We start from the raw sequence: 26,191 nt of genomic DNA, 5'->3' as shown, positions 1-26,191 counted from the left end.
TTCTTTTTGCCAGGTCTTTAAAATGGTAAGATGGTAGAAAACGATAAGGGGAATCTTCTTATGGGAGCCAGTAAAACGAATGCAATGCGAATTCTTGATAACAAACGTATAGAGTATGGCATGATGAGTTATGATGCCCGCGATGGAAAAATCGACGGGATCACTGTTGCGGACAAGATCGGAAAAGCGCCGGAAACCGTTTTTAAAACGCTTGTTACCCATAACGGACCGCAGCAGCTTTACGTATTTGTCATCCCTGTAGCAACCGAACTGGACTTGAAAAAGGCAGCGAAGGCCGCAGGTGCAAAAAAAATTGAAATGCTTGCGGTTAAAGATCTGCAAAAATACACAGGGTACATTCGGGGAGGCTGTTCCCCGATCGGAATGAAAAGGCAATACCCGACCTTTATCGATGAAAGTGCAACAAACCTGCCTGAAATCATTGTAAGTGGAGGGAAAATCGGTACACAGATCGTATTAAAACCGTCAGAATTCCTGGAAGTCACCCAAGCGGAATCTGTAGCCCTCATAAAATAAAATGTTTGCCTTTAGGTATTCACCTATTGGGTCTTTTCATCATACGCTGTCTTGAAGTTATCTGTATTGTGAGGGAGAGTGTGAAAGTGACAGGAAAAGTGATGAATTATTTTGCTGGGGGCAATACGGCTAAAGGTTTTTATAGCTTATATGATTCCAATTTAAAAGGTCTGGAAAGATTATTCATATTAAAAGGCGGACCTGGTTCCGGTAAATCGACTATTATGAAAAAAATCGGCCAAGAATGGCTGGATAAAGGCTTTGACATCGAGTATTTACATTGTTCATCCGATAATGATTCCATTGATGGAATCATCATACCGGCTTTGAAAATCGGGATCGTGGATGGGACCGCCCCGCATGTGATTGAACCGAAGGCACCAGGGGCCATTGAGGAATATGTCAATCTAGGAGCAGCCTGGGATTCCCAGCAGCTGGCTTCTGAAAGAGCGGCTATCATAAAGTTGACGAATGCGAGAAGCAAGAGTTTCGATAAGGCATATGCCTTATTCGCTGAAGCATTGAAAATACATGATGAATGGGAAGACATTTATAAGGCAAATATTGATTTCGCAAAATTGAATGGGCTGACCAATAAATTGATAGAAAGCTTTTATAGAGATATCGTCCTTAATAAAAAGTCGGATGTTCGTCACCGATTCTTAGGTGCAGCTACACCAAAGGGTGCAGTTGATTTCATCCCCAATATTACTGAGGGAATACAAAAACGTTACTTTTTAAAGGGACGTCCAGGTTCCGGTAAATCAACGATGCTGAAGAAGATTGCAAAGGCGGCGGAGCAAAGAGGCTTTGATGTAGAAATATATCATTGTGGTTTCGATCCGCATAGCTTGGACATGGTAATCGTCCGGGAGGTTGGAATCGCCATATTTGACAGCACATCGCCGCATGAATATTTCCCGAGTTGTGGAGGGGATGAAATCATTGATATATATAAAACGGCCATCCTGCCAGGAACAGATGAAATATATGCAGAACAGTTAAAGGATGTTTCCACTAGGTACCGGACGAAAATGAATGAAGCGACAGCAAATCTGGCTAAGGCAAAAGAGCTGCATGACGAACTCGAAAAGATTTATGTAAAGGCAATGGATTTTACAGCCATCGACGACATTCAAAAAGACATCCACGAACAGATTATTGAACGGGCCAATGATGTCGATAGAAAAACGATACTACATTAAGAAAACAAACTGCACCTATCTTAATTAGGTGCAGTTTATTTATATACATAATCGGATTTTTTAATGACTGAAGTCACACCAAGAATATATACGGGTTTGTTAAACGTGTTTATCCACGATCTTTCGGTTAAAATAGGGATTATATTGAAAAAAGGGGCCGATTGAATTGATAAAGACGATTGCGATTGATATGGACGGAACATTGCTAAACAAAATGCAAAAGGTCAGTGAGGAAAATAAACATGCCATCCAGAAGGCGCAAAGCGAGGGTGTGGAAGTGATCATTGCTACTGGAAGATCTTATGTGGAAGCTAGGTTCGCCTTGGATGAAGCAGGCATCGTTTGCCCTGTCATCTGTGTAAATGGTGCGGCCATCTTCACGGAGGACGGAAAAATTGCCGCTTCCAATCCAATGTCAGCTGCCACTGCCAAAATGGTCGCTGAATTCCTCGAAGAACAAGGGATTTATTTCGAAATATATACGAGCCAAGGGATTTATTCTAAAGACTATGAAAATGCAATATCTGTTTTGGTTGATGTATTCGTTACAGCGAATCCTGACATTGACCCTGAGGACATGCGGAAATATGCAGAGCAGCGTTTACAGCTTGGACAGGTAACTTCCATTTCCGATTATTCCGAGTTATTCAGCCGTTCGAATGAGGAATATTATAAAATCCTCAGCTTCTCAAAGGACTTAACTTTATTAAATCAAATTGCTTCGAAATTGAAAGGACAGGGAGTTACAGTCACTTCATCGGGTCGTGAAAATGTGGAAATCATGAGTGAAACAGCCCAAAAAGGTACGGCATTAGAAACATATGTGAATGGAAAATCCGGCTCGATGCAGGAAACGATGGCTATCGGGGATAATTATAATGATATATCCATGTTTGAACGGGTAGGTTTGTCTGTCGCAATGGGAAATGCCCCGCTCGAAATTAAAAAACTGTGTGATGAAGTAACTGGCAGGAATGATGAAGCCGGTGTCGCGGAGGCCATTTTAAAGGTGCTTAAACAGTCAGCCTATTAAACTCATGAATCAAAGGGGGAAAGATTTTGAAAAAATCGCTCTTTTTTTTCCTTATGGCTACATTGATTTTAACTGGATGTACCATGAATGATGGCGACAGCAAACCCCAGACGAATCCTGACAATGAAGTGACGGGCACTTTAGGGGAAGACCCGGATGTGCTGGTAACGAACCTGCAGGCCCCATGGTCGATCCAGAAGAATGGCGACACAATGTATGTGTCAGAGCGGGCAGGAACAATCGTTGAATGGGACGAGGATAAGATGATACGGCAAAAGGTCAATCTTAAAAAGACATTGTCAGCTAAAGCGGAAGCCGGGTTGCTTGGATTTTTGCTAGCTCCCGATTTCTCTAAGAGCGGGCAAGCCTTCGCCTATTATACCTATGAAGAAGACGGGGACTCCATCAATCGAATCGTCATTTTAGAAAAAAATGATGATAAATGGCAGGAGATGAAGACCTTAATCGACGGAATACCAAGCGGGGACTACCACCATGGCGGCAGGATCAAGATTGGACCGGATGATAAGCTATACGCAACAACAGGCGATGCAAGAAAGGCTGAAATCGCACAGGACCTGGATTCTTTAGGCGGGAAAATTCTGCGCATGAACCTGGATGGCACCATTCCGAAAGATAATCCTTTCGGGAATTCATACGTCTATTCATACGGTCACCGCAATCCACAGGGTCTGGCCTGGGATGCAGCAGGACAGTTATATGAAAGTGAACACGGAAATTCAGCACACGATGAATTAAATAAAATTGATCCAGGTAAGAACTATGGCTGGCCAGATATAGAGGGCGAAGAGCAAAAACCTGATATGGTAACACCATTGATTCATTCCGGTGAGAATACATGGGCTCCATCTGGCATGGCCCATTTTGACGGAAAGCTCTATTTTGCAGCTTTAAGGGGCGAAGCGCTTAAGAGTTATGATGTAAAAAGCGGAAAACTGACTAATATCATTACAGGCTCAGGAAGGATACGTGATGTATTCGTTGATGAGGAATTCCTTTATTTCATAAGCAATAATACAGACGGCCGAGGAAATCCTGATGAAAAGGATGATAAACTTTATCGTTTGCCACTATCTAGCTTAAAAGGAAATATGCCCTGAAGTTATCATGAGAACTCCGAGATGTGGATTTGTTCGAATGAAATCATTCCGCAACGCAAGGATCGAATATCGGAAGCTCCGCTTTTTAATAGCGGGGTTTCCTTTTTGTTTATGGCCTTGAAGCATCGACCACGAAGAGCAGGACATGGCCCAGGTTTGAACCATACGATTCCGCCAAATTCACGAGTAAAAGCGCGAAACTCACGAGTATTCGCTCCAAATTCACGAGTAAAAGCGCGAAATTCACGAGTATTCGTTCGAAACTCACGAGTAAAAGCGCGAAACTCACGAGTATTCGCTCCAAACTCACGAGTAAAAGCGTAAAATTCACGAGTATTCGACTCCAAATCCACGAGTAACGTCCAAACCCACGAGTATTTACTCCAAATACACAGTATTTCTCTCCAAACTTCCAATTAAAAGCATGAACCTCCTGAATTTTGTCCTGAAGCAATGGAGAAGATTAGGAAACAGTGTGCATACGATTATACGTTCAGCCGAAAGCTAGACATTTCTAATGAATGGGTGTATAGTTACCTAGGTAACTACTTTGCGGGAGGAATACCTTTGTCCTTTAATAATGGTTTTTTTCATCATAACTTACAATTTTCGAGGTCATTTACCAAAAAGTTAAATGAACAATTGGCCAAGGTTGATCTTTTTCATTCCCAATGGTCGATTGTATATTATCTGAGTCAGTTTGGCTGTTCTACACTTGTTGAAATAAGCACATATCTAGATGTGGAGAAACCGACGGTAACCAGGACGGTAAACCGGTTGGAAGAACTTGATTTGATTGAACAAGTCCCAGGGAAAGATAAGCGGGAACGGAGAATACAGTTAACGGAGTCGGGTTTAAGGACTTATCACGAGGCCAAAAAGGTAGTTGAAGAATTTGAACTTCAATTAATGAGCGGTTTGGCTGAAGAGGATCGAGAGGCAACGTTACGAACGTTGATTTTCCTGAAGGAAAAATTAAAACAATAGTAAGGAAGAAGGATTGAAATGAATCACAAACCGAAACTGTGGACGAAAGACTTCCTGATTGTCTCGTCTGCGAACTTTTTTTTATTTTTAACTTTTTATGTCTTGATGGTGACATTGACCATTTACACGATGGATAACTTTCATGCGTCGCAAGCACAAGCCGGACTTGCTTCAAGTATTTTTGTTCTCGGGGCTGTGCTTGTCAGACCGATTGCAGGGAAAAAAATTGACAAGATTGGCCGCAGAAAAATGTTGCTTGGATCGTTGGTTCTATTCCTGGTCGCATCCATTGGCTATTTCCTGGTGAATGGTTTATCCCTCTTATTGATTGACCGGCTTATTCACGGTTTTGCTTTTGGCCTTGCCACAACGGCGACTGGAACGATTGCTGCAGATATCATTCCGAATGAAAGACGCGGGGAAGGTACAGGTTACTTTGCCATGAGTACAAACTTGGCAATGGCATTCGGTCCGTTTATTGGATTGCTGATAACACAGCATTTCAGTTATTCCATCATTTTCTATGCAGCCTCCTTATTTGCCGCATTTTCTTTAGTTGCATCATTATTCATGAATGTGCCTGAAGGGGAAAAGGGTGGAGCTTCAACACAAAAAGGATTTAAAATCAGTGATTACTTTGAGAAAAGGGCACTGCCCATTTCCATTTTTATCGGATTTGCCGGATTTACCTATTCGAGCATTTTGTCCTATTTAACGTCTTTTGCAAAGGAAATGGATTTAATGGATGCGGCAAGCTTTTTCTTCGTCGTATTTGCTGTATTCCTTTTGGCGTCCCGTCCGTTTACAGGACGTATGTTTGATGTGAAGGGGGAAAATGCAGTCATTTACCCATCGCTCTTACTATTTGCCGTCGGTATGGTCATCCTCAGCCAATCCCATCACGGTATCACGCTTCTGATTGCCGGCGCCTTAATCGGAGTCGGATATGGTACGTTCCAATCAAGCTGTCAAGCGATTTCGATTAAGGAAGCTCCATCAAATCGGATGGGATTAGCCACATCCACGTTTTTTACAATGTATGACTTCGGTATTGGTGTCGGCCCGTTCCTATTGGGATTCCTTATTCCATTTACAGGGTTCAAAGGGTTATTCATGGGAATGTCGATCTTTGCATTCATACTTATTGGCATTTATTTCTTGGCGCATGGAAAAAAAGCTTCGGCAAGAACGAAAATGCAGCATGAAAAACGCTTGTCCGCCTAATTTTTTTGAATAGGATTGTATAAAATGAAGAATATTGGGGATGCTTATATTATGATTGATTTTCCAAAGTATCCCCCTTTTCTCCGCCTGTAATCGACAGGCGTTTTTTTTATGCCATAAAAAAAAACCGCCTATTGGCGGTTTTCTTAAAATTTATAGGTCCATAATCGTTCTTTGCGGATCCAGTCCAGAAAATCTGCATCCTGATTTTCGAATTTCTCTTTCCAATCGATCACCATTGCCTGCGTTTGCGAACGGTGGGCAGTGAATGCAGCTACCTTTTTTTCTTCGACGGCAGAGATATCCTGGATGATGTCAGGCTGTCCCAATTCGTCAATGCAGTTATTCGAGAAAGCGACACAATGAAGTTTAGGTCGCTCTTTCTCTTCCATCCTTTCCACTGCCCGAACCACAGCACGTGCTGTCGCTTCATGGTCTGGATGGACACTGTATCCTGGGTAAAACGTAATGATCAATGAAGGGTTCAATTCATTGATGGCATCGGTAAATAATGAAGTCAGCTTTTCATCATCTTCGAATTCAATCGTCTTATCACGCAACCCAAGCATGCGTAAATCTTGGATGCCAATCGCATTTGCTGCATCGATCAATTCCTTTTTACGAATTTTAGGTAGCGATTCCCTTGTTGCAAATGGAGGGTTTCCTAAATTACGTCCCATTTCTCCTAAAGTTAAGCATAAATAGGTGACAGGAGTGCCCGCTTCTCTATGAAGGGCAAGCGTTCCGGAGACCGAGAAGGCTTCATCATCGGGATGTGGGAATATAACTAATACATGGCGTTCTTTTTCCAAGGTATATTTCTCCTTCCGTTCTACTTACAGTGAGTATGGTTATCGGTGAATGGGAGTTTCCATCGGAATCATATGATATATATCAAGCAAGTTGTCATCATTCAAAGGGAGTGGGACTGAGCTGCATGGAGACAGCGAGCTTTCCGGAAAAATCAAGGCCTGCCAATAGCAATCTCCCCTGTTCATCCAATTCGAAGTGGTTAACGCCTTCTGCATATACCCAGCCAATATTGAGCTTCAAGCCGATGCGGTAGGGTCCATCCCCAACTATCTTCCCATGTTCATACTGTATAAAAGCATTACGAATATAGGCACCTGCCGAAAAGAAAGCTTCATCTACATGAGTGGCATAGGCGCCATTTGTCGTTTCAAGATGAAGATATACATCTTGTCCTGCGAAAGAATCAATGGCATTTTGCACCTCTGTACGGTCTATAGGTTTCATTCTATAATTTCCTCCTTAACTGGGCGGCTAGATAAGCTTTTCCTTCTTTCCATTTTACTAAATAAAAGCAAAAAAAGCGAAAAAGGCCGCTCGATGAATTTGAGCAGCCATAAAATTGATGTTTTATTTTTGTGTTTTTTCCGCAATTCCATATTTATGGTATGCACCATGATTGACAGGTCCGACATAGTCATTCATCTTCCAAGAATGGCGAACCGCCTCGGTAATGAAGTCTTTAGCAATGAGGATAGCCTCACGCGGGCTTTTCCCTTCAGCCAATTGGGCTGCAATAGCTGCAGAAGAAGAACAGCCGGCACCATGTGTATTGGTCGTTTCGATTTTTTCTGATTCAAGGATTTCGAATTCTTTTCCATCATATAAAAGGTCGATGGCTTTATCAAGATCCAGCTTATTACCGCCTTTGATCAAGACATATTTTGCACCAAGTGCATGAATCTTCTCAGCTGCAGCCCTCATGTCATCAATCGTCTTGATAGGCGCCGTTCCCGCTAACTGAGCGGCCTCGAACAGGTTTGGCGTGACTACAGTTGCACGTGGAACAAGCAGTTCCCGCAGAGCTACGGCCGTTTCAGGGTGCAATACTTCATCTTCACCTTTACATACCATAACTGGATCGATTACGACTTTGTCCAGCTTCAGCTCGTCTATTTTACGGGCAACAAGTTCAATGATTTCCACTGATCCAAGCATTCCCGTTTTCATTGCGTCAATGCCGATTGATAAAATCGTTTCGATTTGGGCTTCCAAAACTTCGACCGGTGTAGGGAATACATTATGCGACCAGCCATTCTTCGGATCCATCGTCACGATTGTCGTTAAAGCGGACATACCGTAAATGCCGAATTCTTGGAATGTCTTTAAATCTGCTTGAAGACCAGCACCGCCGCTCGAATCAGATCCGGCAACTGTCATAGCTCTTTTCATAGTCATTATGTGACCTCCTCAGGAGAATTAGTTTTCGATATTATCAGCATACCAGTTAATATCCTATTTTTAGAATATACCAAAATTTCTTTTATGTAAAACTTAGTTTTCACCCTATTATGAGTGTCTTAGAGAAAGAAGTGCAATGGTTACGCATAAGTCATTTTTGGGACCTGAAATTTTGGAAATCGGATGGACGGGTAGCCTGCCTTTTGCTTTGGACCCCACTTTCCATCCTTTGATATACAAAGTAAAGTTTGAGAAGGTGTCATTATTTTCAAAGTTGATTTAAAATATTTAAATATAGCGGACACATTTAGTATAGCTTTACCGTTCTATGCTGGATTAAACCCAAAAAGGGAGGGATTCTTGTGGAATGGACAATGTTGCTTTTAGCTGGTGGGAAATCAAGTCGTATGGGAGTGAATAAGGCCCTGTTGACCATAGGTGGCGTTGTGAACATTTCAAGAGTGGCATCCGAATTGAAAAAGGTATCAGAATACATTATGGTCATTACGAATACTTTTGAAGAATATCATTTTTTGCAACTTCCGCTCATTCCGGATTTACATAAAGATCAAGGCCCGCTTGGCGGATTGCATGCAGGGTTGACCTCATCGAAAACGGAGCTTCAGTTTCTTGCAGCCTGTGATATGCCGTTTGTGAGTGCAGAAGCCATAAAGGAAATCATCTCCCATCATGAACCTGAATTCGATGCTGTCGTTCCAGAAATAAATGGCAGGCTCCAGCCGCTTTTTGCTGTTTACCATAAAAGATGTCTTCCTGTATTGACGGAGTGTTTATTAAAACATGAATTAAAAATGAGTCTATTTTTGGAAAAGATTTCGGTGAAAGTCATGAAAGAAACAGACTTTAAGTTATATCGCGAGAATCCTGAACATTTTCAATACCTTTTTTTCAATATGAATACGAAGGAAGATTATCAAGAGGCAGGTTATATTGATCAAACTGAATTATATATAAAGGATGGTAGACATGAATTATAATATTTCAAAAGAGCCGATTGTCATCCAGGAAGTGATTGATAAAGTAGTCAAGCGAAATGCAGGTGCCGTAACGACCTTTATTGGTACAGTGAGGGAAATGACGAAAGGAAAAAAGACTCTCTTCTTAATTTACGAAGCGTATGAGCCGATGGCCATCAAGAAATTGGAGCAAATCGGATCTGAAATCAAGGAACGTTGGCCTGATGCAGAAACGGCGATCACCCATCGTGTAGGTAAACTTGAAATCACGGATATCGCAGTGGTTATTGCCGTAAGTACGCCACATCGAAATGATGCATATGAGGCGAACAGGTATGCGATTGAAAGAATTAAAGAAATCGTCCCGATCTGGAAAAAAGAACACTGGGAAGATGGGGAGACATGGGTAGGAAACCAGTTGGAAACCGTTCCATATCCATCGGGGAAACCGGAAAAGGGGGATATTGATGATTAATGTACTTTTATTTGCCCAATTGAAAGATGAGCTAGGCAAAGAGACTCTTTCTATAGAAGGAAATGGAATGAGTGTGGCGGAGCTAAAAGGAAAAATGAAGGTAGATTTTCGATTGGAAGGTCTAGAAACCGTGATGACGGCAGTCAATGAAGAATTTGCCGATGATGACACGCTTCTATCTGATGGGGATACAGTTGCTTTCATTCCACCAGTAAGTGGAGGCTAAAGCGTTCGGAAGGGAGGATTCACGGTGAAAGAGCGATATTCAAGGCAGACTTTATTCGCCCCCATTGGTGAAGGGGGCCAATTGAAAATTATGAAGAAGCATGTCTTGCTTCTTGGTGCAGGGGCTTTGGGATCAGCTAATGCCGAGGCCCTCACTCGGGCAGGAGTAGGAAAGCTTACCATTGTCGACAGGGATTATGTCGAGACCAGTAATTTACAGCGGCAACAAATGTATACGGAACAGGATGTCGAGGAAAAACTGCCAAAAGCAGAAGCGGCAAAGCGTCATTTATTTGATATCAATCATGGAGTTGAAGTGAATGCCATCATCATGGACGCAACTGCCCAGAACCTCGAACAGTTGCTTGGTGATGTTGATTTGATATTGGATGCAACCGATAACTTTGAGACACGGATGATCATTAATGATTTATCACAAAAGCTTCATATACCGTGGATTTATGGGGCATGTGTGGGGAGTGTTGGCATGACTTTGACGATCCTTCCCGGACAGACTCCATGTTTGCACTGTTTGCTGAAAGCAATCCCCATTCAAGGAATGACCTGTGACACAGGAGGGATCATATCACCAGCTGTAACGATGGTAGTGGCACACCAAACTGCCGAAGCCTTGAAAATCCTTGTTGAAGATTGGGAATCGGTACGGCCTGCACTTGTTTCTTTTGATCTGTGGAGAAATCAATACCAAACCGTTAAATTGACAAAAGCAAAAAAGAAAGATTGTCTCTCATGCGGAGAGCAGAGGACATACCCCTTTTTAACACTGGAAAATGCAACGAAAACGGCTGTTCTTTGCGGGAGGGATACTGTACAGGTAAGGCCGCCAAAACCTTTGGAACTTCAACTAGAGAAACTGGCCAAAGATCTGGACGGCAGCGGCTATTTGGTGAAATTCAATCCATTTCTTCTCTCTTGTGAAAGAGCTGGGGAGCGTATCGTCATTTTCAAGGATGGCCGGGCGTTGATTCACGGTACGAAGGACATGGTCCATGCAAAGGCCACGTACCAAAGCATCCTGGGATAATGAGTATAAAAAACGAGGCTGCCGGTTAAGGAGCCTCGCTTTTTTATGAATCCATATAGGGTAATGGTCAGCGGGGATTAGTGTGTAACCCCGTCTTTATTATCTTGTTTGGAAGCAACGATGACTACTTTTCCTTCGTCAAGCACTTCCTCGTAACGTTCTGCCTCCATATCACTAAGGCCAAGGTTGCTCATTCGGTTACGAAGTTCATCTCCGCGTGATTTAAAGAGATTTCCGACGGTATCAAGGAAACCTTGTTCCTTCATGCCTACATCTTCTGTATTTGTATTCTCGGTAAGGTGTTTTGAACGGGTTTTATCATGGGCAAACAAATATACATCGTCTTTCGTATAACCTGATGTAACTAATTCATCGATTTTTTCCTTTGCTTGTAAACCGTTTTCCACTACATGTACTTGATACATATAAACTCCTCCTTGAATTTAGTGAGATTCTCTTGAATATAGGTAATTGGAATCTTGTTTATTACAGTTGCTGTGCAGCTATAGTAATATATAACCTCATTTGGGCACTGATAAACATTTATATAAAAGAAAATTTTAGTAAGTGGTGAAGCGGAACACCTTCTGAATGCGGTAGGTCAAGTATTTAAAGACAGGCAGTTTCTTCTGGTATTCACTGTAATCCACCGTGTATGTTCCATTTTGATTTGTCCAGAGTCTTTGAAAATAGCTATCGACGTCCTTGGAGACATCCGCATCATTTGGAGCATGGATTTCAACATTCGCTTCTAGATTATAGTCATCTAGATTGCGTGACGTATAATTAGCCGATCCTCCAAGGATAACCGTTTCATCAGCTCTTTGGATCATCATCAACTTTGTATGGAACTGTTCTTTAGCTGTTTTGTACCAGCGGATCGAGATGTTTTCATCCCCCAGTTTTTCGAATTCGGCGGCAACCGGAAGATTGGGAAGCCCGATTTTTTCACTTCCGAAAGCGTTTTGGTTCGGATCTAGTATCATTTGAACCTTCACACCCCGTTTAGCTGCATCCGTTAATGCCTCGACAACCTCGCGATCAGCAATATAGAACATGGCAAGATGGATGTTGTCCCCCTTTTTTGCATCCTTAATTGCCTTAAGGACATGTTTATTAATTTTTCCTTCCGTTAGCAGTTGTACCGATATCGGTCCTTTATCTGCTGATGTCCCTTTAAATTCAGGAAATGACTTCGGTCCTCCCGAGAATTTCGAAGCGGCTTCTTCGGCTTTAACAAAATCCCCGATGATATTCCCATCCATCTGGAATGCAATATTGGAATGGAATCCACTTGCGTCATGAGGATTGGCAGATGAGATGATGGCCGTTTTTTCAGTAGCGACCACTTTTCGGTGATTGGCTTTGATATTCATCAGTCTAAGATAAGAACGCAAGGTGACCTTTGGTGCGCTTTTAGCCATTGGATTCACAATCCAGCCTTTCCCGCTTTCACCGAACCATTGGAAAAAGGTCCGATATACACCTGAATAGAGAGGATTCGGATCCCGGAGGCGGTCTAAGTTGGTAACAATGACATCAATGCCATTTTTCTTCATCGTTTCCAACGCCTCTAGCTGGTAGGCATTATAGGAAGTATTCACTTCGTCAGTAATGAAAATGACCTGGAGGCCAGGTTTCTTTTTCTTTTGTTCAACGAGATTATCCTTCAGAGTCTCGGTTAGCTTCGGGAAGTTTATCTTTTCATCATAAAAAGCATTAAACAAAAACATGTCGATTACGATATAAGAATCAGCCTCTTCTATGGCTTGATTTATGGTTTTGAAAATTCGCTGCTCATGTTGTAGATCCCCTTGTTCATCGTGATAGGAAAGGTCATAGATGAAATCGATATCCTCGACATGGTGAACCTTTCCTTCATAGGAAATACCATCGGGGAGAGGCTTGTAGCTGTTATAGGCGATTACGAGTGCAAGGACGATCAAAATGCTGATAAGCAGATAAAATCGTTTTCTTTTGTACCATTTTTTCATAGGGAATCCTCCACATGGTTAAATTAGCTTGCTAACTTTCTATTTTCCCACTTTTGGGGTATATAGAAACATAAATCGTAATCTATGGAAAAAGGCAAGGCGATGAAGTTTGATATAATATAGTTTCAAAAAGTGGAGAGGGGCTGTGGCAGATGGCAAAGCAGTTATTAACAAATGATTGGTGGCCTCTATTGGAAGAGGAATTCAAAAAAGAATATTACCAGGAGTTAAGGGGATTCATAAAGCAAGAGTACAGTCAGCAGGTCATTCATCCCGATCAGGACGATATTTTCAATGCACTTCACTATACTCCTTATGAAGACGTAAAGGTTGTCATCCTTGGACAGGACCCTTACCATGGCCCTGGTCAAGCACATGGCCTTAGTTTTTCAGTTAAGTCGGGGGTCCGGATCCCGCCTTCTTTAAGAAATATTTTTAAAGAGTTACACACAGATCTGGGCTATGAGGTTCCGAATAATGGTTACCTAGTCGAATGGGCAAAACAGGGAGTGCTTCTATTGAATACCGTCTTGACTGTCCATGAGGGAGAGGCCCACTCACACCGCGGAAAAGGATGGGAAATCTTTACGAACCAAGTTATTCGCCTATTGAATGACCGTCCGAAACCTGTTGTATTCATCCTGTGGGGGAAACCTGCACAAACCAAAATCCCATTAATTGATGAGACCCGTCATAAAATCATTAAGTCTGTACATCCGAGTCCGCTGTCGGCATCCCGTGGTTTCTTTGGCACCAAACCTTTTTCCACAACAAATCAAATGCTGGTGGAAATGGGGGAATCCCCAATTGATTGGAAAATCTCGAACCGATGATATGGGCAAGAAAACGAAACGGGTGAATTGTATGGCGTGCCACCATTTCTATATAACTTGGGATCCCAGTTTTCCAAAGGGCTGCCGTGCTTTTCAATTTAAAACATCAAACCAGCCTTCTCTTGATGTCTTTCATTCTTCAGGACAGCCATGTTTGAAATTTCAAGCCAAGCCAATTAAGAGGTAGGAAATATGCAAGGTGTTTTCTTCTCTAATTTTTGCTATGCTAGTTATGATAGTTTTGACCTGTATATAGACGAGGTGGTAAAGTTGGATATTTCATCAAGACAAATGTTGGATAAAATCGAAGAGCTTGTTTTAAAAGCGAAACAGGCAAATTCAGAGGATAAGGTGCAGGGGTATGTAATCGCCATTAAGTCCCTTTGTGAAGTAATGGTGGATGAAAAAGCGGCGAACATCAGCATGCCGAAGCCAATCACATTGACCCAGCCCGTTATGCCGGCTACACCGAATGTAGAACCGGTTAAAATGGATGAAGCCAATGGGGAGTCCTTGTTCGATTTTTAAATGAGGGAAGGGGAGCGAAATAATTGAAACTGTTCATCATTTTAGGTGCATTGAATGGGTTTATTGCTGTGGCACTAGGTGCATTCGGCGCACATGGACTGGAAGGGAAAATTCCTGATAAATATTTAGAAACCTGGCAAACCGCTGTTCAATATCAAATGTTCCATGCAGTGGGTTTATTGGTAATCGGTTTATTGGCTGGGAAAATCTCAAGTCCGCTGATCAACTGGTCCGGCTGGCTTATGCTAATAGGAATTATCCTATTTTCCGGAAGCCTATTCGTTCTAAGCGTTACGCAAATCAAAGTCCTTGGGGCCATCACACCGCTTGGCGGGGTTTCATTCTTGGTTGCTTGGGTTTTGATGATCATTGCTGCATATAAATACTTGTAATGAAAAAATTCATTCCAATATAAGAAGAGCCTCAAAATCAAATGGATTCTGAGGCTCTTCTTTTTTTGGATTTTCTTCACCTTGGCGAATAGGTGGCAAGCCCAGCGCCTCCAAATGGATATTCATATTCGATTTCTTCATCAAACGTTATATAATCTAAGTATACCATCGGGATTAAGTATCGTTTTCCCGTTTGAGGGTCGCTTATGATCAAGTGATCGCGTCCTGCAGCCTCGATGATTCCTTTGAAGATCTTAGCATTCCATTCCTTGTTGTTTTCAAATGTTGTATAAACAGTGGCTAATTTCCCTTTATTCAATCGCAAGATGTTCTCGATGTATGACGCTTCGATCGGGAGCATGCCAGGTATCTGTGGTCCGGAAGTGGCTGGACTCACCTGCATCGGCATTTGTTGTGGCGTGCCTGCCATAGTGGGCTGTTGTGGCTGGAATCCTTGCTGTTGATATCCTTGCTGCGGGTAACCTTGTTGCGGGCTAGGATTCTGCTGCCTTAGTTCAGGCTCATTATTCTCATAGGGATAATAGGGGCTTCCCCCGTACGGGTAGTTACCATAAGGATTATTTTGTGACATTGCATTCCCTCCTAAATTCAAGGTTTAGTTGATGCTGTGGAATTTGGACAATCCAAGAGTGTGGACTGGGAGAAACTGTGCGATTTATAGCGACCGGTAGTATTGTATATGTTTTCTGGACAATCCCCGGGTGGCTTAAAAAAACACAATGAAAGTTAAGCGATGCATAACGGCTGCCGTTCATGATATAAATCTTATTCTCTTGCCGGCCAATGAATAGAAGTAACGTTCCTTCACCTCGCTGGAGTCAGGAATTGACTTGATCAATTTTCCTGAAGCTGAATGGGACTGTGAAAAAATAAATTCATCACTATTGAAAATGTATGGGATGTGGATTGGATTTATTCCACAGCAGGGGAAAAATAAAAAGGAGTGGACGCAAAAAAAGCTTCCGGAAACCGGAAGCCCATCGTCTTATACGTATAGGAATGAAGGTACGTTTTCTTCCGGCAGGATATTGCCTACAAAGAAAGAACCAAATGCAGCGTAACGTGCACTCACTTCATCAAAACGCATTTCATAGATTAATTTTTTAAATTGAAGGACATCATCTGCGAAAAGTGTAACGCCCCATTCATAATCGTCAAAACCGACAGAACCCGAAATGATTTGTTTTACTTTACCGGCATAACTGCGGCCAATCAAGCCGTGGGAACGCATTAAGCCTTTGCGCTCTTCCATGGAAAGCATATACCAGTTATCATCGCCATCACGACGCTTGTCCATTGGATAGAAGCATACGTGTTTCGCTTTTGGAAGTATCGGATAAAGTCTTGAACGAACATGAGGGTTCTGGTAAGGGTCCTCACCATCTCCTCCAGCTAAGTAATTGCTCAATTCCACGACGGAAACGTATGAATAAGCGGGAACAGTATATTCGGCAAGCTTCGTTTTATTGAATTCGTTTTCAATTGCATTCAATTCTTCCATGGTTGGGCGGGCAAACATAAGCATGAAGTCCGCTTTCTGACCTACGATGGAATATAGGGCATGGCTGCCTTCATTGTCGCTTTGTGTCATATTCCATTTATCCAGTAAACCTTGGAATTCCGAGATGGCCAATTGGCGTTCGTCGCTTGATAACGTTTTCCAAGAAGCCCAGTCGATTAGACGGAAATCATGTAAACAATACCAGCCGTCCAGTGTTTGTGCTGCTTCACTCATTACGATCACTCCTAAGTCTTATTATAACTTTAATATAACATAGTTTCAGTATAAGGAAATTTATATCAACCCGCAAACACCATCACTGTTTTTCGGTGTTCAAACAATTTTCAAATTTGCGGCGGATTGGCTGGGTACCAAAGTGGCTGGAAATTACCTGGCTGCTAGAGTATTCTTAAAAGAAGACGACTATGGATTTTCACCGGATGGTTAAATATTGAAGGAAAGAGGGAAAACGTATCTAAAAAAGGAGGAAGAGCCAATGGGTGATTTATTTGAAATACTGGAAGCGAAAGTCATGGGGCATAATTTAAAGATCGTTTTTCCAGAAGGTCTGGATGAACGGATTTTGGGAGCGGCAGCAAGGCTTGCCAAAGCTAAGCTGGTGACACCGGTATTGATCGGGGATATCGGGTTGATTCAAGAGAAGGCAAAAGATATGAAAATCTCCCTTGATGCAATCGAAATATATGATCCGAAGAATTATATCATGATGGATGAAATGGTTGAAGCGTTCGTGAAGGTCCGTGAGGGTAAAGCGACAGGGGTACAAGCACGTGAAATATTAATGGATGAGAACTACTTTGGAACCATGCTCGTCCATATGAAACTGGCACATGGAATGGTGAGTGGTGCAACGCATTCGACTGCCGATACGGTTCGCCCCGCCTTAAAGATCATAAAAACAAAGCCAGGCGTCCAAAAAACATCGGGAGTATTCATCATGGTCCGGGATGAAGAAAAATATGTGTTCGCGGATTGTGCGATCAATATAAACCCCGATTCCCAAGATTTAGCTGAAATTGCTATCGAAAGTGCGAAGACTGCACAAATGTTCGATATCGAACCGCGTGTTGCGATGCTGAGCTTTTCGACGAAGGGGTCCGCAACATCCCCCGAAACCTTAAAAGTGGCCGATGCTGTCGATTTGGCAAAAGAAAGGGCCCCTGAAGTCATTCTTGATGGGGAATTTCAGTTTGACGCGGCTTTCGTTCCTTCGGTAGCAAGAAAAAAAGCGCCGGACTCCCTTATCCAGGGGGATGCGAATGTTTTTATTTTCCCAAGTCTCGAAGCAGGGAACATTAGCTATAAGATGGTACAGCGCTTGGGTGCCTTCGAAGCGGTCGGTCCGATCCTACAGGGGCTGAACCGTCCGGTGAATGACCTTTCGAGGGGATGCAGTGAAGAGGATGTATATAAACTGGCTGTCATTACAGCGGCACAGGGATTTGTGGCGCAGTATCAATAGGCAGCCTGAGGATTAAATGTAGAGGGAGATTCGTATGAGTGAAACAGATTCATTATTAATGCAGCAAGAGTGGAGGATTATTGATCAATCTTCCGTTGGGCCTCAGTTTCCAGCCCTGGAGTCCTTTGCGATGGATGATACATTTTGTGCTTCCGTAGGGTCAGGTAAATCAGCGGCCGTAGCGAGGGCGTGGGTACATCATCGAACCATCGTCATGGGTATTCAGGATACGAAGTTGCCTTTTCTTAAAAAGGGGTTGGATCATTTAGAAGAACATGGTTTTCAGGCCATCGTGAGGAATTCCGGGGGGCTGGCAGTCGTGCTGGATGAGGGTGTCCTTAATTTGTCGCTCATTTTTCCTGAAAACGAGCAAAAAATTGAAATCAATCGTGGATATGATGCCATGTGGGAGCTTGTCCAATTGATGTTTGCCGATTTCCCGGTCACGATGGAGGCAAGGGAAATCGTCGGTTCCTATTGTCCTGGAAGTTATGATTTAAGTATTAATGGGCAAAAGTTTGCCGGGATATCCCAACGTAGGATCCGCAATGGCGTAGCGGTGCAAATCTATTTGTGTGTCAATGGAAGCGGGGCTGAACGTGCCAGCCTCGTGAAGGGTTTTTATGATGCAGCTAAAGGAAATGCAGAAACCAAATTCGCTTATCCTGATATCGTCCCTTCGGTAATGGCGTCCCTAACGGAATTGTTGGGCGTGCAATTGAGTATTCAGGACGTTATGCTTAGATTCCTGCATGTGTTGAAGGAACATAGTGAAAGGATATTCTCTGACACTCTTTCCGTTCAGGAATGGCCGATGTATGAGGCATACTTGACAAGAGTGGTGGAACGTAATGATAAAGTATTCGCTGCATTAAAGGATTGATATAAAAGAAACCGTTCCAGTAATTCAGGATCGGTTTTTTTCATTAAATACGACTTTAGCATTCACTGAAACTGTAAAAGGCCTGTATGATAGGCGGAGTTCTTGAAACAATGAAAAAAAAAGAGCCTTGTCGGCTCCCTTTTTTTAGATAAACATGGGTGAAACGGCCTTTGGCATGTGGTTGATCTATTATAACTGAACCCCACATTATCTTATTATTCGGCCATTTTTTCCAAATTGCCATTCCGGTCCATCTTGAACTTCGTTGCCGGACGTTCCTCTTCCTCTAACAAGACCAGCTTTCTTGCCCGATTCATGATATTCATCAAAGTTTCATAATCTTCCTGCATCAAGCCGCTGTTTTGTTCCAGGTGGCTGATTTTATTCTCCAAATCTTCGTTTCGCTTTTTCAGTCCTTTAATTTCAAGCTTCAATCTTTCATTTTCGGTTTTTAATACTTCAGCTTGAAGCATGCGGACGTTCATGGATTCCAAATAAGCGATGACGGCTTCAAGGCTCATGGCCGTTTCCAGAGTCACTGGCGTGTGCTGTGTCTTAGGAGCGAGGGCTTCAGCCATAACGAATTCCTCTGCTGCTTCATAATTGGTTGTATCGACTTCGGATTTCACCTCTAGTTCCTCTTCTTGTACATGGGGAACCATTATGTCGGAAATCGTTGGGGACGGCGGTGTATAAAGAAGCCGTTTTTTCCCTCCTTGATCTTTTCCAAGGATCCTTTGCCGCTGCTTACGCTGTTTCTTGGCAAGGGAAAGCGCTTTATCATAATTATGGCGGACAACTGCATTCCAGCGGAATCCGCATGCTGCAGAGGTGCGATTCAACTTATCTCCTACTTCTTCAAAAGCATTAAGCTGGGTGCTGCCTTCCCGCACATGGCGCAATACCGTTTCAGCCAAAAGTAAATCATCTTCTTCTGTCCAGGCGTCTTGACGAACCTTCATTTCTACATACTCCCTTTCTGGTAACTTTTAAAATAAGTAACTATATAAAATATCGTGTGGCAGTGATTTATGGAGTGTTCTACTAGCATTTTGGACAAAATCTGGATTTTTTATACAAAAAGGTTAAAAGGATACTAGTTTTTTGTTTAATTACATCCTTTTACAGTGGCTGCCCTTTCCTATTCACATGATCAAGCCCTCTTGATATTCATAAGTAGAAGCGGTAAAATACCCTTTAGTCATATAAATGGATGAAAAATAGTTTGTCATGGAAAGGATGGTGACCGGAGGATGTCCAATGAATTCAGAGTGTGCGATGACTGCTTGGCGGTAAACGTTAAAACATTGATCCCGCGTCTTGAAAAGCTTGATCCCGACGCGAAAATTGAAGTGGGCTGTCAATCCTATTGCGGTCCTGGCAGAAAGAAGTCTTTTGCCTTTGTCAATAACCGTCCAGTTGCTGCACCGACAGAAGACGAGTTACTAGATAAAATCAATAAAAAACTAAAGTAGGATCCATGATATATAGGTAGAGTGGATTGTTTGCTTAAGATAAATGGAACAAGTGATCATCACCCAGAATTCAACACACTGCGGTGATTTTTTATTTTCTTATTTTCAAGACAAAATCAGACTGAAACTTCCGTTTTCTTACAAAGGGACCTCTCTTGCTAGCAAGGTGGATGTTAGGGTTTTTTGTCAAAACACGCTATAATGAGTGCATCGAGATTATGAAAAAGAGGGAAGTTCATGGAATATTCCGGCGAAAAATTACAAGAAGAAAAGGTATTCAAGGACCCGGTGCACCGATATATACATGTTCGTGACCGGGTTATATGGGATTTAATAGGGACGAAGGAATTCCAGCGTCTTAGAAGGATCAAACAGCTGGGAACGACTTATTTGACCTTTCATGGTGCGGAACATAGTCGGCTTAGCCATTCGCTTGGAGTATATGAGATTGTCCGGAGAATCGTGGATGATGTTTTCGAGGGCAGACCGGAATGGAAACCTGAGGAACGGTTACTATCCTTATGCGCAGCACTGCTGCATGATTTGGGACATGGTCCTTTCTCTCATTCTTTTGAAAAAGTGTTTGACCTGGATCATGAGCAATTCACGCGGCAAATAATCCTCGGCGATACGGAAGTGAATAAGATCCTCCTTAGAGTTGGACGTGATTTTCCTAAAAAAGTGGCAGAAGTCATAGCGAAAACCTATAAAGGCAAATTAGTAGTCAGCCTGATTTCAAGTCAGATCGATGCCGATAGAATGGATTATTTACAGCGTGATGCTTACTTCACTGGCGTTAGTTATGGACATTTCGATATGGAAAGGCTTTTGCGTGTAATGAGGCCAAGGGAAGAACATGCCGTCATAAAACAAAGCGGGATGCATGCGGTTGAGGATTACATCATGAGTCGCTACCAAATGTACTGGCAGGTTTATTTCCATCCAGTTACGAGAAGTGCGGAGGTCATACTTACCAAGATTCTACATAGGGCGAAGCATTTATATGAATCCGGTTATGAGTTTGCTCAAGAACCGCACCATTTTTATTCATTGTTCAAGGGAGAAGTGACTTTAACGGACTACTTGAAAATGGATGAAGCGGTGATGCTCTATTATTTCGAAGCATGGGAAGAGGAGAACGATGCGATTTTAAAAGATTTATGCACTCGCTTCGTTAACCGTAAACTATTTAAATATGTGGAATTCCATCCATCGAACAGTCAAATGAACAGGTTGATGGAATTAAGGACGCTATTCAAGAAGGCAGGCATCGATCCGGATTATTATCTTGTCGTCGATTCTTCATCAGATCTGCCGTATGATTTTTACCGGCCAGGTGAGGAAGAGGAGAGACTGCCGATTCACTTGCTGAAAAATAATGGCGAAATTCGTGAATTATCGCGTGAATCCGAAATTGTCGATGCAATTTCAGGGAAAAGAAGAACGGATCATAAGTTGTATTATCCAGCGGATTTATTGCGTGATGAATCTACGAAGAAAAATATAAAAAAACAGATTCGTAAGCTTTTGGAGCTATCGGATTAAAGTGGTACATTTTTGGTGAGGAGTGACGAGCCTTGTTTAAGGATCATGCAAACATTATCAATGCAATTTCTACTGCAGGTGAAATCTCGGGTCGGAAAAAGTTGCAAAAAATCGTTTATATCGCGAAGAAGCTTTCCTTCCCATTTCATGAAAAGTTTCAATTTCACTTTTACGGACCGTATTCGGAGGAGTTGACCTTACGGATTGAAGAGCTCTGCGAAATGGGTTACTTGAATGAAGTGAGGGAAAAAAAAGCAGGCTATTATCAATATTGTTATTCGATAACGGATGCCGGCCAGGATTTCCTATCCATACAGGAAGTGGAGATGCCGGCACTTGAGGCATGCTTATTGGATATGAACGAACAGAATGCCCGGTTTTTGGAGCTGGTTTCAACGGTGTTATACTTCGACACGCTTGAAAAAGAGGAAGTCACCGAGAAAATTTTCACGCTGAAAAGCAAACAAAAATATACGCTTGAAGAAATTGATGAGGCATATGAATATATTGAGCAGTTAAAAACAAAAGCTAAGCCGAATTGACGGCTTAGCTTTTCCCCATTATGTAAAGCTTATAAATCGCTTTTACGGACACCGGCTACTGCTAAATGATTTTTTGACATTTCTTCAATGAAAATCGTCACGGCTTCAGCTGGTGCTCCAGTTGTTTCCGTAACGGCTGCAGTCACCTTTTCGACTAAAGCCTTTTTTTGTTCGTCTGTACGGCCTTCAAGCATTTTGACTGTTACATATGGCATCTCTTTTCCCCCCCTTCCTCTCTTATCTTGTAGTGTTTCACAATGGAAAAAGAATTGCAAGACACGGAAGTCAGAGTTTTTTCACTTCTTGGACTTTTGATGTATACTAACGGTAATAAACAATGGGGGAGAAGCTATCGATGCAATTCTTGGAGCAAATAGAACGGTTTTTGGTTTATCCTTTGGAGCAGCTTCCATATGTCATTGTGTCACTGTTAATCGCATTTACGGTTCATGAATTTTCCCATGCTTATGTGGCCTATAAGTTCGGTGACCCGACTGCAAAGAATGAAGGAAGAGTCACATTGAATCCGATTTCCCATTTGGATCCGATCGGAACATTGCTGATATTAATAGCCGGATTTGGTTGGGCGAGACCTGTACCGGTTAATCGTTTTCATTTCAAAAATCCAAAATTGGCAGGAGTGCTCGTCTCTTTTGCCGGTCCGTTCAGTAATTTGATTGTTGCAATTTTGGGGTTTTTGATTTTTTACGGATTGCTTGCAGCAGGAGTTGGACCTGATTTACCGTTTTTCGTCGAGCCGTTCTTAAAGATACTCATAAATTTAAATGTCCTTTTATTTGTATTTAATCTGATACCGCTGCCGCCGCTCGATGGTTATAGGATCGTACAGGATCTTGTTTCAGCTGACTTGCGGGCAAAAATGACCCAGTATGAACAATATGGCTCCCTTATTTTTTTGATTCTGATCATCACACCGCTGGGCGATTATACAATCAGACCGATTATGGATACTGGTATTAAATTTGTAGGAGGCATCCTGAGTCAATTTTTTTCACTTTTGTTTTTTAATCAATAATAAGGAATGACAAACGATAAAGGGGGATACAAACATGGAAGAACAACCAAAGAAAAAGGTCGGCTTCAATATTATAAAAAACGACCCTACAGAAGGTCATGGCGGATATGGAGCAGGGGTTTTGACGCTCGATAATATTTCTCCGGTCATCATCGATGTGGATGCAGGTGAAGCAGAGGTCGATATCGGCGCGATGCATGCAAGAAGTGCAGTGGAAAAAGGGATCAAGTTTTTAAAGACTAAAGAGGAAGTCCCGAATGCCAAACCTTACTGGCTTGTTTGGGTGACCATTGAAGCCACTCAAAACGGTCCTCACTATGCAGGTGTGACGGCATGTGAAATGATGGTCGACAGGTCAATTAGACGCGGTTACAAATCGCTTCCGGAGCATGTTAACCGGATGGATAAATCGCTGAAACGAAAAATCATCGTCGAGGACATGGACGATAAATCAAAGCGTGTGCTTGCAGACTTCCTGAAAAACCATGATGCAGGAATGTGGGAGCGTTCTTCAGATCAGCTGAAGGAATCATTGACGGTTTGAATCTTGTTTAATGGATGAAATGTTAAGTTTAGTGAAAAATGCACTTGTAGGAAAGCGATAAAATCAGTAAACTTAAAGACAGCAGTTTAGTCACTGTGGAACTAGGACAGAAAAACCCCCGAAGCCGCTGCCGGCTTCGGGGGTTTTTCGTTATCCCCAAGGTTTTAAGACTTTTTTGTACCACGGGGCCTTTTTATGTTCTTCTTTTGGGGCATGTTTCGGATCCTCACCCTTAAAGTGCTCGGCACAGTATTCGACAGGCTCGGTTCCTTTAACATAATAAGTCAATCTTGAGACAGGACAATCCTTTGTGGCCAATTTTCCGCTTACGGGATTTACCTTCACCCCGATTACGTTTTTGGTTTCCTTAAACGATTTTGCCGGTTTCCCTTCTAGACCCTTTTCCATATAGGAAGCCCAGATTTTCTTTGCATAGCCTTTTTCAGCAGGGATCTCGATCTTTTTGCCTTGATCATATCCAGTCCATACTCCTGCTACAAGCTCCGGTGTGTAACCGATCATCCAGCTATCCGTCGGGGTGGAGCCTGATTTGCCGGCATATGGGCGGGTCAGCTGGGAACTGATGGTGCTGCCGGTCACTTTCGTATAGCCATTTAAGGTTTTATCGAAAACACCTGTTAGCATCTGGGTCATGACAAATGCCTTGTCCTCATCCAAAATCTGTTCCGGTTTCTCATTTTCATCAAAAATCACTTCACCTTTTTGATTTTCAACCTTTTTGATAAACACGGGCTTAACCTTCTTGCCGCCGTTGGCCAGAATGCTATATGCGTTCACCATTTCAATCGCCCTTACACCCGACGTACCGAGTGCCAGGGAAGGAACCGCATCCATCTTTGCCGTGATTCCGAAACGATGCGCCGTATCGACCAATGTCTGTTCCCCAAGGAACAAGTGCGTTTTTACGGCGAAGATATTATCGGAAAGAGCAATGGCTTGGGCCATCGTGATTTCGCCTTCCGCATATTGATGGTTGTAATTATGCGGTGTGTAAGATGAGTGACCATCATCGAAAGAAAATGTAGTTGTCTCACTCTTTAAGGTGGTGGACGGTGTGAACCCGTTCTCCAGCGCTGAATAATATAGCAATGGCTTCATGGTTGAACCAGGCTGGCGAACGGCCTGTGTAGCTCGATTGAATGGCGACTCGGAATAATCTTTACCGCCGACGAGCGCACGGACCTCCCCGGAATCAGGATCCATTGCCACGATCGAGGCTTGAATGCCTGAAGATTTGGGTATGGTATTGGAAAGAACCTCTTCGGCGGCATCCTGCTGGGTTTCGTCCAGAGTAGTATAGACCTTAAGCCCGCCGAGCTCGATCGTCCGGTCATCCAAATGAAGCTGGGACTTTAAAGCTTGTTTGACGGCATCTTGGAAATAGGGAGCGGTCTTATTGGTGACCATTCCGTGCTCGCCCTTTAATGTAAGGGATGTCCGTAACGCTTCCGCAATATTTTTTCCTGAAATGTAGTTTTTGTTTTTCATGGCTTGCAGGACAACTTTCTGCCTGGATTTCGCTTTTTCAAAGTTATCCAATGGTGAATAGTTTGACGGCCCTTTTGGTATTCCGGCCAGCATGCTCGCTTCAGGAAGAGTCAAATCCTTGGCATCCTTGCCAAAGTAATATTGACTTGCAGCTTGGGCTCCATATGCGCCGTGGCCATAGTAAATCGTATTTAAATAGCCTTCTAGAATTTCCTTTTTGGAGTAGTTCATTTCTAAACGTATCGTATAAAAAGCCTCATTAAACTTACGCGACCACGTTTTGTCATGCCCAAGAAACAGGTTCCTGGCATACTGCTGGGTTATGGTGCTTGCACCCTGGACTTTGGACATTGCCTTAATATCAGCAAGGATGGCACCGCCGATCCGCTTTATATCAAATCCATTATGAGTGTAAAACTGGCGGTCCTCAACGGCGACAGTCGCTTGGATGAGCTGTGGTGAAATCGACTCCATTCCGGCCCAATAACGTTTCTGGCCATTATCAGTTTCACCGATCACATTTCCATTATCACTATAATAGAGAGTGGACTGCGGTACGACCAAAGGGGGAGGACCTAATATTTTTGCATAAATCAGTAAGGAGAGAAGCAATACAAAGAGTATCGTGAGCCCGATTGTGGCAAGGATGATGATGGCCCGTACATATTTAGTTGTCCTTTTAAATCGTTCGCTTGGAATCAATTCCATTGCTTTCACCTCTCTTATCAGGTAAGAATCTAGTATCTATTACTATTATGGAAAAAAAAGAAAATTTTAAACATAAGAACTGCATTTATGAAATTTATCTTGCAATTCTGCTAGATTCGTCTATAATTTTTCTAGCTAATGACTATACCGATTTTGG

The 26,191-nt window shown here is 42.6% G+C and carries 31 protein-coding genes; 20 read left to right on the top strand and 11 right to left on the bottom strand.

Going from position 1 to position 26,191, the window contains the following annotated elements:
• The first annotated feature begins 60 nt into the window (after positions 1-60).
• The 4 genes from ybaK (at position 61) to JNUCC41_RS08400 (ending at position 3,896) form a co-directional block, all read left to right on the top strand.
• A complete protein-coding gene (ybaK, locus tag JNUCC41_RS08415) occupies positions 61-537 on the top strand; it encodes a Cys-tRNA(Pro) deacylase (RefSeq protein ID WP_063234213.1) in 477 nt (158 codons plus the stop codon).
• An 86-nt stretch (positions 538-623) separates the two neighbouring features.
• Complete coding sequence (locus JNUCC41_RS08410) at positions 624-1,742, top strand: PRK06851 family protein (RefSeq protein WP_192207304.1); 1,119 nt, start codon at positions 624-626, stop codon at positions 1,740-1,742.
• A gap of 166 nt (positions 1,743-1,908) precedes the next feature.
• On the top strand, positions 1,909-2,775 hold the full coding sequence (locus JNUCC41_RS08405; RefSeq protein ID WP_192207303.1) for a Cof-type HAD-IIB family hydrolase: 867 nt from the start codon (positions 1,909-1,911) through the stop codon (positions 2,773-2,775).
• Between the two features lie 26 nt (positions 2,776-2,801).
• The gene (locus JNUCC41_RS08400) at positions 2,802-3,896 is read left to right on the top strand and encodes a PQQ-dependent sugar dehydrogenase (RefSeq protein ID WP_228467577.1); all 1,095 of its coding nucleotides are present in this window, start codon (positions 2,802-2,804) and stop codon (positions 3,894-3,896) included.
• A 5-nt stretch (positions 3,897-3,901) separates the two neighbouring features.
• On the opposite strand, the gene JNUCC41_RS08395 is transcribed toward JNUCC41_RS08400, so the two are convergent.
• Positions 3,902-4,312, bottom strand: a complete 411-nt coding sequence (locus JNUCC41_RS08395) for a hypothetical protein (RefSeq protein ID WP_192207302.1) — start codon at positions 4,310-4,312, stop codon at positions 3,902-3,904.
• Positions 4,313-4,463: 151 nt separating this feature from the next.
• Between JNUCC41_RS08395 and JNUCC41_RS08390 the strand changes: the two genes are divergently transcribed.
• Together JNUCC41_RS08390 and JNUCC41_RS08385 are read left to right on the top strand one after the other, a co-directional pair.
• Positions 4,464-4,883, top strand: coding sequence for a MarR family winged helix-turn-helix transcriptional regulator (locus JNUCC41_RS08390; RefSeq protein WP_228467576.1), 420 nt, complete (start codon positions 4,464-4,466; stop codon positions 4,881-4,883).
• Positions 4,884-4,901: 18 nt separating this feature from the next.
• On the top strand, positions 4,902-6,107 hold the full coding sequence (locus tag JNUCC41_RS08385; RefSeq protein ID WP_192207300.1) for an MFS transporter: 1,206 nt from the start codon (positions 4,902-4,904) through the stop codon (positions 6,105-6,107).
• Between the two features lie 146 nt (positions 6,108-6,253).
• On the opposite strand, the gene bshB2 is transcribed toward JNUCC41_RS08385, so the two are convergent.
• From bshB2 to pdxK, 3 genes are all read right to left on the bottom strand, one after another.
• The gene (gene bshB2 / locus JNUCC41_RS08380; protein ID WP_098370231.1) at positions 6,254-6,919 is read right to left on the bottom strand and encodes a bacillithiol biosynthesis deacetylase BshB2; all 666 of its coding nucleotides are present in this window, start codon (positions 6,917-6,919) and stop codon (positions 6,254-6,256) included.
• 97 nt (positions 6,920-7,016) lie between these two features.
• Positions 7,017-7,364 (bottom strand): YojF family protein, encoded by a 348-nt coding sequence (locus tag JNUCC41_RS08375; RefSeq protein ID WP_076368396.1) that lies wholly within the window; start codon positions 7,362-7,364, stop codon positions 7,017-7,019.
• Positions 7,365-7,487: 123 nt separating this feature from the next.
• A complete protein-coding gene (gene pdxK, locus JNUCC41_RS08370) occupies positions 7,488-8,315 on the bottom strand; it encodes a pyridoxine/pyridoxal/pyridoxamine kinase (protein ID WP_192207299.1) in 828 nt (275 codons plus the stop codon).
• Between the two features lie 365 nt (positions 8,316-8,680).
• Here pdxK and mobA point away from each other — a divergent pair, with 365 nt between their 5' ends.
• The 4 genes from mobA to JNUCC41_RS08350 are packed head-to-tail and all read left to right on the top strand — an operon-like array spanning position 8,681 to position 11,040.
• On the top strand, positions 8,681-9,316 hold the full coding sequence (mobA, locus tag JNUCC41_RS08365) for a molybdenum cofactor guanylyltransferase (RefSeq protein WP_192207298.1): 636 nt from the start codon (positions 8,681-8,683) through the stop codon (positions 9,314-9,316).
• Positions 9,306-9,770, top strand: a complete 465-nt coding sequence (locus JNUCC41_RS08360) for a molybdenum cofactor biosynthesis protein MoaE (protein ID WP_192207297.1) — start codon at positions 9,306-9,308, stop codon at positions 9,768-9,770. The genes mobA and JNUCC41_RS08360 overlap by 11 nt, the downstream gene beginning before the upstream one ends.
• Positions 9,763-9,996: a molybdopterin converting factor subunit 1 gene (gene moaD / locus JNUCC41_RS08355; RefSeq protein WP_192207296.1), complete on the top strand. Its 234-nt coding sequence runs from the start codon at positions 9,763-9,765 to the stop codon at positions 9,994-9,996. The genes JNUCC41_RS08360 and moaD overlap by 8 nt, the downstream gene beginning before the upstream one ends.
• Before the next feature lie 24 nt (positions 9,997-10,020).
• Positions 10,021-11,040 carry a MoeB/ThiF family adenylyltransferase gene (locus JNUCC41_RS08350; RefSeq protein WP_192207295.1) on the top strand — a complete coding sequence of 340 codons (1,020 nt, stop codon included), beginning with the start codon at positions 10,021-10,023 and terminating at the stop codon, positions 11,038-11,040.
• A gap of 77 nt (positions 11,041-11,117) precedes the next feature.
• Here JNUCC41_RS08350 and JNUCC41_RS08345 read toward each other — a convergent pair whose 3' ends face one another.
• On the bottom strand, positions 11,118-11,465 hold the full coding sequence (locus JNUCC41_RS08345; RefSeq protein ID WP_192207294.1) for a YflT domain-containing protein: 348 nt from the start codon (positions 11,463-11,465) through the stop codon (positions 11,118-11,120).
• Between the two features lie 135 nt (positions 11,466-11,600).
• Complete coding sequence (locus JNUCC41_RS08340) at positions 11,601-13,034, bottom strand: phospholipase D family protein (protein WP_192207293.1); 1,434 nt, start codon at positions 13,032-13,034, stop codon at positions 11,601-11,603.
• A 152-nt stretch (positions 13,035-13,186) separates the two neighbouring features.
• Here JNUCC41_RS08340 and JNUCC41_RS08335 point away from each other — a divergent pair, with 152 nt between their 5' ends.
• The 3 genes from JNUCC41_RS08335 (at position 13,187) to JNUCC41_RS08325 (ending at position 14,787) form a co-directional block, all read left to right on the top strand.
• Positions 13,187-13,867: a uracil-DNA glycosylase gene (locus JNUCC41_RS08335; protein ID WP_192207292.1), complete on the top strand. Its 681-nt coding sequence runs from the start codon at positions 13,187-13,189 to the stop codon at positions 13,865-13,867.
• Between the two features lie 270 nt (positions 13,868-14,137).
• On the top strand, positions 14,138-14,395 hold the full coding sequence (locus JNUCC41_RS08330; RefSeq protein WP_192207291.1) for a YwdI family protein: 258 nt from the start codon (positions 14,138-14,140) through the stop codon (positions 14,393-14,395).
• Between the two features lie 23 nt (positions 14,396-14,418).
• Positions 14,419-14,787 (top strand): DUF423 domain-containing protein, encoded by a 369-nt coding sequence (locus JNUCC41_RS08325; RefSeq protein WP_076368389.1) that lies wholly within the window; start codon positions 14,419-14,421, stop codon positions 14,785-14,787.
• Positions 14,788-14,863: 76 nt separating this feature from the next.
• Here the strand turns inward: JNUCC41_RS08325 and gerQ are convergent, their stop codons facing one another.
• Both gerQ and hemQ read right to left on the bottom strand, forming a co-directional pair.
• Entirely contained in the window at positions 14,864-15,379 is a 516-nt protein-coding gene (gene gerQ / locus JNUCC41_RS08320) for a spore coat protein GerQ (protein ID WP_192207290.1), read from the bottom strand.
• A 414-nt stretch (positions 15,380-15,793) separates the two neighbouring features.
• Positions 15,794-16,543: a hydrogen peroxide-dependent heme synthase gene (gene hemQ / locus JNUCC41_RS08315; protein ID WP_063234194.1), complete on the bottom strand. Its 750-nt coding sequence runs from the start codon at positions 16,541-16,543 to the stop codon at positions 15,794-15,796.
• A 262-nt stretch (positions 16,544-16,805) separates the two neighbouring features.
• On the opposite strand from hemQ, the gene pta reads away from it, so the two are divergent.
• Both pta and JNUCC41_RS08305 read left to right on the top strand, forming a co-directional pair.
• Positions 16,806-17,792 carry a phosphate acetyltransferase gene (gene pta / locus JNUCC41_RS08310; RefSeq protein WP_192207289.1) on the top strand — a complete coding sequence of 329 codons (987 nt, stop codon included), beginning with the start codon at positions 16,806-16,808 and terminating at the stop codon, positions 17,790-17,792.
• A 34-nt stretch (positions 17,793-17,826) separates the two neighbouring features.
• The gene (locus tag JNUCC41_RS08305) at positions 17,827-18,675 is read left to right on the top strand and encodes an octanoyl-[GcvH]:protein N-octanoyltransferase (RefSeq protein WP_192207288.1); all 849 of its coding nucleotides are present in this window, start codon (positions 17,827-17,829) and stop codon (positions 18,673-18,675) included.
• 215 nt (positions 18,676-18,890) lie between these two features.
• Here the strand turns inward: JNUCC41_RS08305 and JNUCC41_RS08300 are convergent, their stop codons facing one another.
• A complete protein-coding gene (locus JNUCC41_RS08300) occupies positions 18,891-19,637 on the bottom strand; it encodes an RsfA family transcriptional regulator (protein WP_192207287.1) in 747 nt (248 codons plus the stop codon).
• Between the two features lie 291 nt (positions 19,638-19,928).
• On the opposite strand from JNUCC41_RS08300, the gene JNUCC41_RS08295 reads away from it, so the two are divergent.
• The 3 genes from JNUCC41_RS08295 to JNUCC41_RS08285 all read left to right on the top strand — a co-directional run bounded on the left by JNUCC41_RS08295 (position 19,929) and on the right by JNUCC41_RS08285 (position 22,237).
• The gene (locus tag JNUCC41_RS08295; protein ID WP_192207286.1) at positions 19,929-20,150 is read left to right on the top strand and encodes a YuzB family protein; all 222 of its coding nucleotides are present in this window, start codon (positions 19,929-19,931) and stop codon (positions 20,148-20,150) included.
• 237 nt (positions 20,151-20,387) lie between these two features.
• Positions 20,388-21,695: an HD domain-containing protein gene (locus JNUCC41_RS08290; protein ID WP_192207285.1), complete on the top strand. Its 1,308-nt coding sequence runs from the start codon at positions 20,388-20,390 to the stop codon at positions 21,693-21,695.
• A 32-nt stretch (positions 21,696-21,727) separates the two neighbouring features.
• Positions 21,728-22,237 carry a YwgA family protein gene (locus tag JNUCC41_RS08285; protein WP_076368383.1) on the top strand — a complete coding sequence of 170 codons (510 nt, stop codon included), beginning with the start codon at positions 21,728-21,730 and terminating at the stop codon, positions 22,235-22,237.
• Between the two features lie 29 nt (positions 22,238-22,266).
• Here the strand turns inward: JNUCC41_RS08285 and JNUCC41_RS08280 are convergent, their stop codons facing one another.
• On the bottom strand, positions 22,267-22,452 hold the full coding sequence (locus JNUCC41_RS08280) for a 2-hydroxymuconate tautomerase (protein WP_034315897.1): 186 nt from the start codon (positions 22,450-22,452) through the stop codon (positions 22,267-22,269).
• Between the two features lie 140 nt (positions 22,453-22,592).
• Between JNUCC41_RS08280 and JNUCC41_RS08275 the strand changes: the two genes are divergently transcribed.
• Both JNUCC41_RS08275 and JNUCC41_RS08270 read left to right on the top strand, forming a co-directional pair.
• Positions 22,593-23,273: a site-2 protease family protein gene (locus JNUCC41_RS08275; RefSeq protein WP_228467575.1), complete on the top strand. Its 681-nt coding sequence runs from the start codon at positions 22,593-22,595 to the stop codon at positions 23,271-23,273.
• Positions 23,274-23,307: 34 nt separating this feature from the next.
• The gene (locus JNUCC41_RS08270) at positions 23,308-23,817 is read left to right on the top strand and encodes a YwhD family protein (RefSeq protein WP_063589657.1); all 510 of its coding nucleotides are present in this window, start codon (positions 23,308-23,310) and stop codon (positions 23,815-23,817) included.
• Between the two features lie 150 nt (positions 23,818-23,967).
• Here the strand turns inward: JNUCC41_RS08270 and JNUCC41_RS08265 are convergent, their stop codons facing one another.
• Positions 23,968-26,034 (bottom strand): transglycosylase domain-containing protein, encoded by a 2,067-nt coding sequence (locus tag JNUCC41_RS08265; protein ID WP_192207284.1) that lies wholly within the window; start codon positions 26,032-26,034, stop codon positions 23,968-23,970.
• Positions 26,035-26,191: the final 157 nt, after the last annotated feature.

It is taken from the genome of Brevibacillus sp. JNUCC-41, assembly GCF_014844095.1.
Taxonomy (GTDB): domain Bacteria; phylum Bacillota; class Bacilli; order Bacillales; family DSM-1321; genus Peribacillus; species Peribacillus aracenensis.
Note: the sequence above shows the minus strand (reverse complement) of the source record. Positions and strands in the feature narration are given on the sequence as shown.

Excerpts from the sequence above, each read along its gene's own strand:
- JNUCC41_RS08270 (WP_063589657.1), top strand. The coding sequence starts at position 23,308 with ATGGAAGAACAACCAAAGAAAAAGGTCGGCTTCAATATTATAAAAAAC.
- pdxK (WP_192207299.1), bottom strand. The coding sequence starts at position 8,315 with ATGACTATGAAAAGAGCTATGACAGTTGCCGGATCTGATTCGAGCGGC.
- JNUCC41_RS08375 (WP_076368396.1), bottom strand. The coding sequence starts at position 7,364 with ATGAAACCTATAGACCGTACAGAGGTGCAAAATGCCATTGATTCTTTC.
- gerQ (WP_192207290.1), bottom strand. The coding sequence starts at position 15,379 with ATGTCACAAAATAATCCTTATGGTAACTACCCGTACGGGGGAAGCCCC.
- moaD (WP_192207296.1), top strand. The coding sequence starts at position 9,763 with ATGATTAATGTACTTTTATTTGCCCAATTGAAAGATGAGCTAGGCAAA.
- JNUCC41_RS08385 (WP_192207300.1), top strand. The coding sequence starts at position 4,902 with ATGAATCACAAACCGAAACTGTGGACGAAAGACTTCCTGATTGTCTCG.
- JNUCC41_RS08300 (WP_192207287.1), bottom strand. The coding sequence starts at position 19,637 with ATGAAGGTTCGTCAAGACGCCTGGACAGAAGAAGATGATTTACTTTTG.
- JNUCC41_RS08295 (WP_192207286.1), top strand. The coding sequence starts at position 19,929 with ATGTCCAATGAATTCAGAGTGTGCGATGACTGCTTGGCGGTAAACGTT.
- JNUCC41_RS08290 (WP_192207285.1), top strand. The coding sequence starts at position 20,388 with ATGGAATATTCCGGCGAAAAATTACAAGAAGAAAAGGTATTCAAGGAC.
- JNUCC41_RS08280 (WP_034315897.1), bottom strand. The coding sequence starts at position 22,452 with ATGCCATATGTAACAGTCAAAATGCTTGAAGGCCGTACAGACGAACAA.
- JNUCC41_RS08340 (WP_192207293.1), bottom strand. The coding sequence starts at position 13,034 with ATGAAAAAATGGTACAAAAGAAAACGATTTTATCTGCTTATCAGCATT.
- JNUCC41_RS08305 (WP_192207288.1), top strand. The coding sequence starts at position 17,827 with ATGAGTGAAACAGATTCATTATTAATGCAGCAAGAGTGGAGGATTATT.
- pta (WP_192207289.1), top strand. The coding sequence starts at position 16,806 with ATGGGTGATTTATTTGAAATACTGGAAGCGAAAGTCATGGGGCATAAT.
- hemQ (WP_063234194.1), bottom strand. The coding sequence starts at position 16,543 with ATGAGTGAAGCAGCACAAACACTGGACGGCTGGTATTGTTTACATGAT.
- JNUCC41_RS08265 (WP_192207284.1), bottom strand. The coding sequence starts at position 26,034 with ATGGAATTGATTCCAAGCGAACGATTTAAAAGGACAACTAAATATGTA.
- JNUCC41_RS08345 (WP_192207294.1), bottom strand. The coding sequence starts at position 11,465 with ATGTATCAAGTACATGTAGTGGAAAACGGTTTACAAGCAAAGGAAAAA.
- JNUCC41_RS08335 (WP_192207292.1), top strand. The coding sequence starts at position 13,187 with ATGGCAAAGCAGTTATTAACAAATGATTGGTGGCCTCTATTGGAAGAG.
- ybaK (WP_063234213.1), top strand. The coding sequence starts at position 61 with ATGGGAGCCAGTAAAACGAATGCAATGCGAATTCTTGATAACAAACGT.
- JNUCC41_RS08360 (WP_192207297.1), top strand. The coding sequence starts at position 9,306 with ATGAATTATAATATTTCAAAAGAGCCGATTGTCATCCAGGAAGTGATT.
- JNUCC41_RS08275 (WP_228467575.1), top strand. The coding sequence starts at position 22,593 with ATGCAATTCTTGGAGCAAATAGAACGGTTTTTGGTTTATCCTTTGGAG.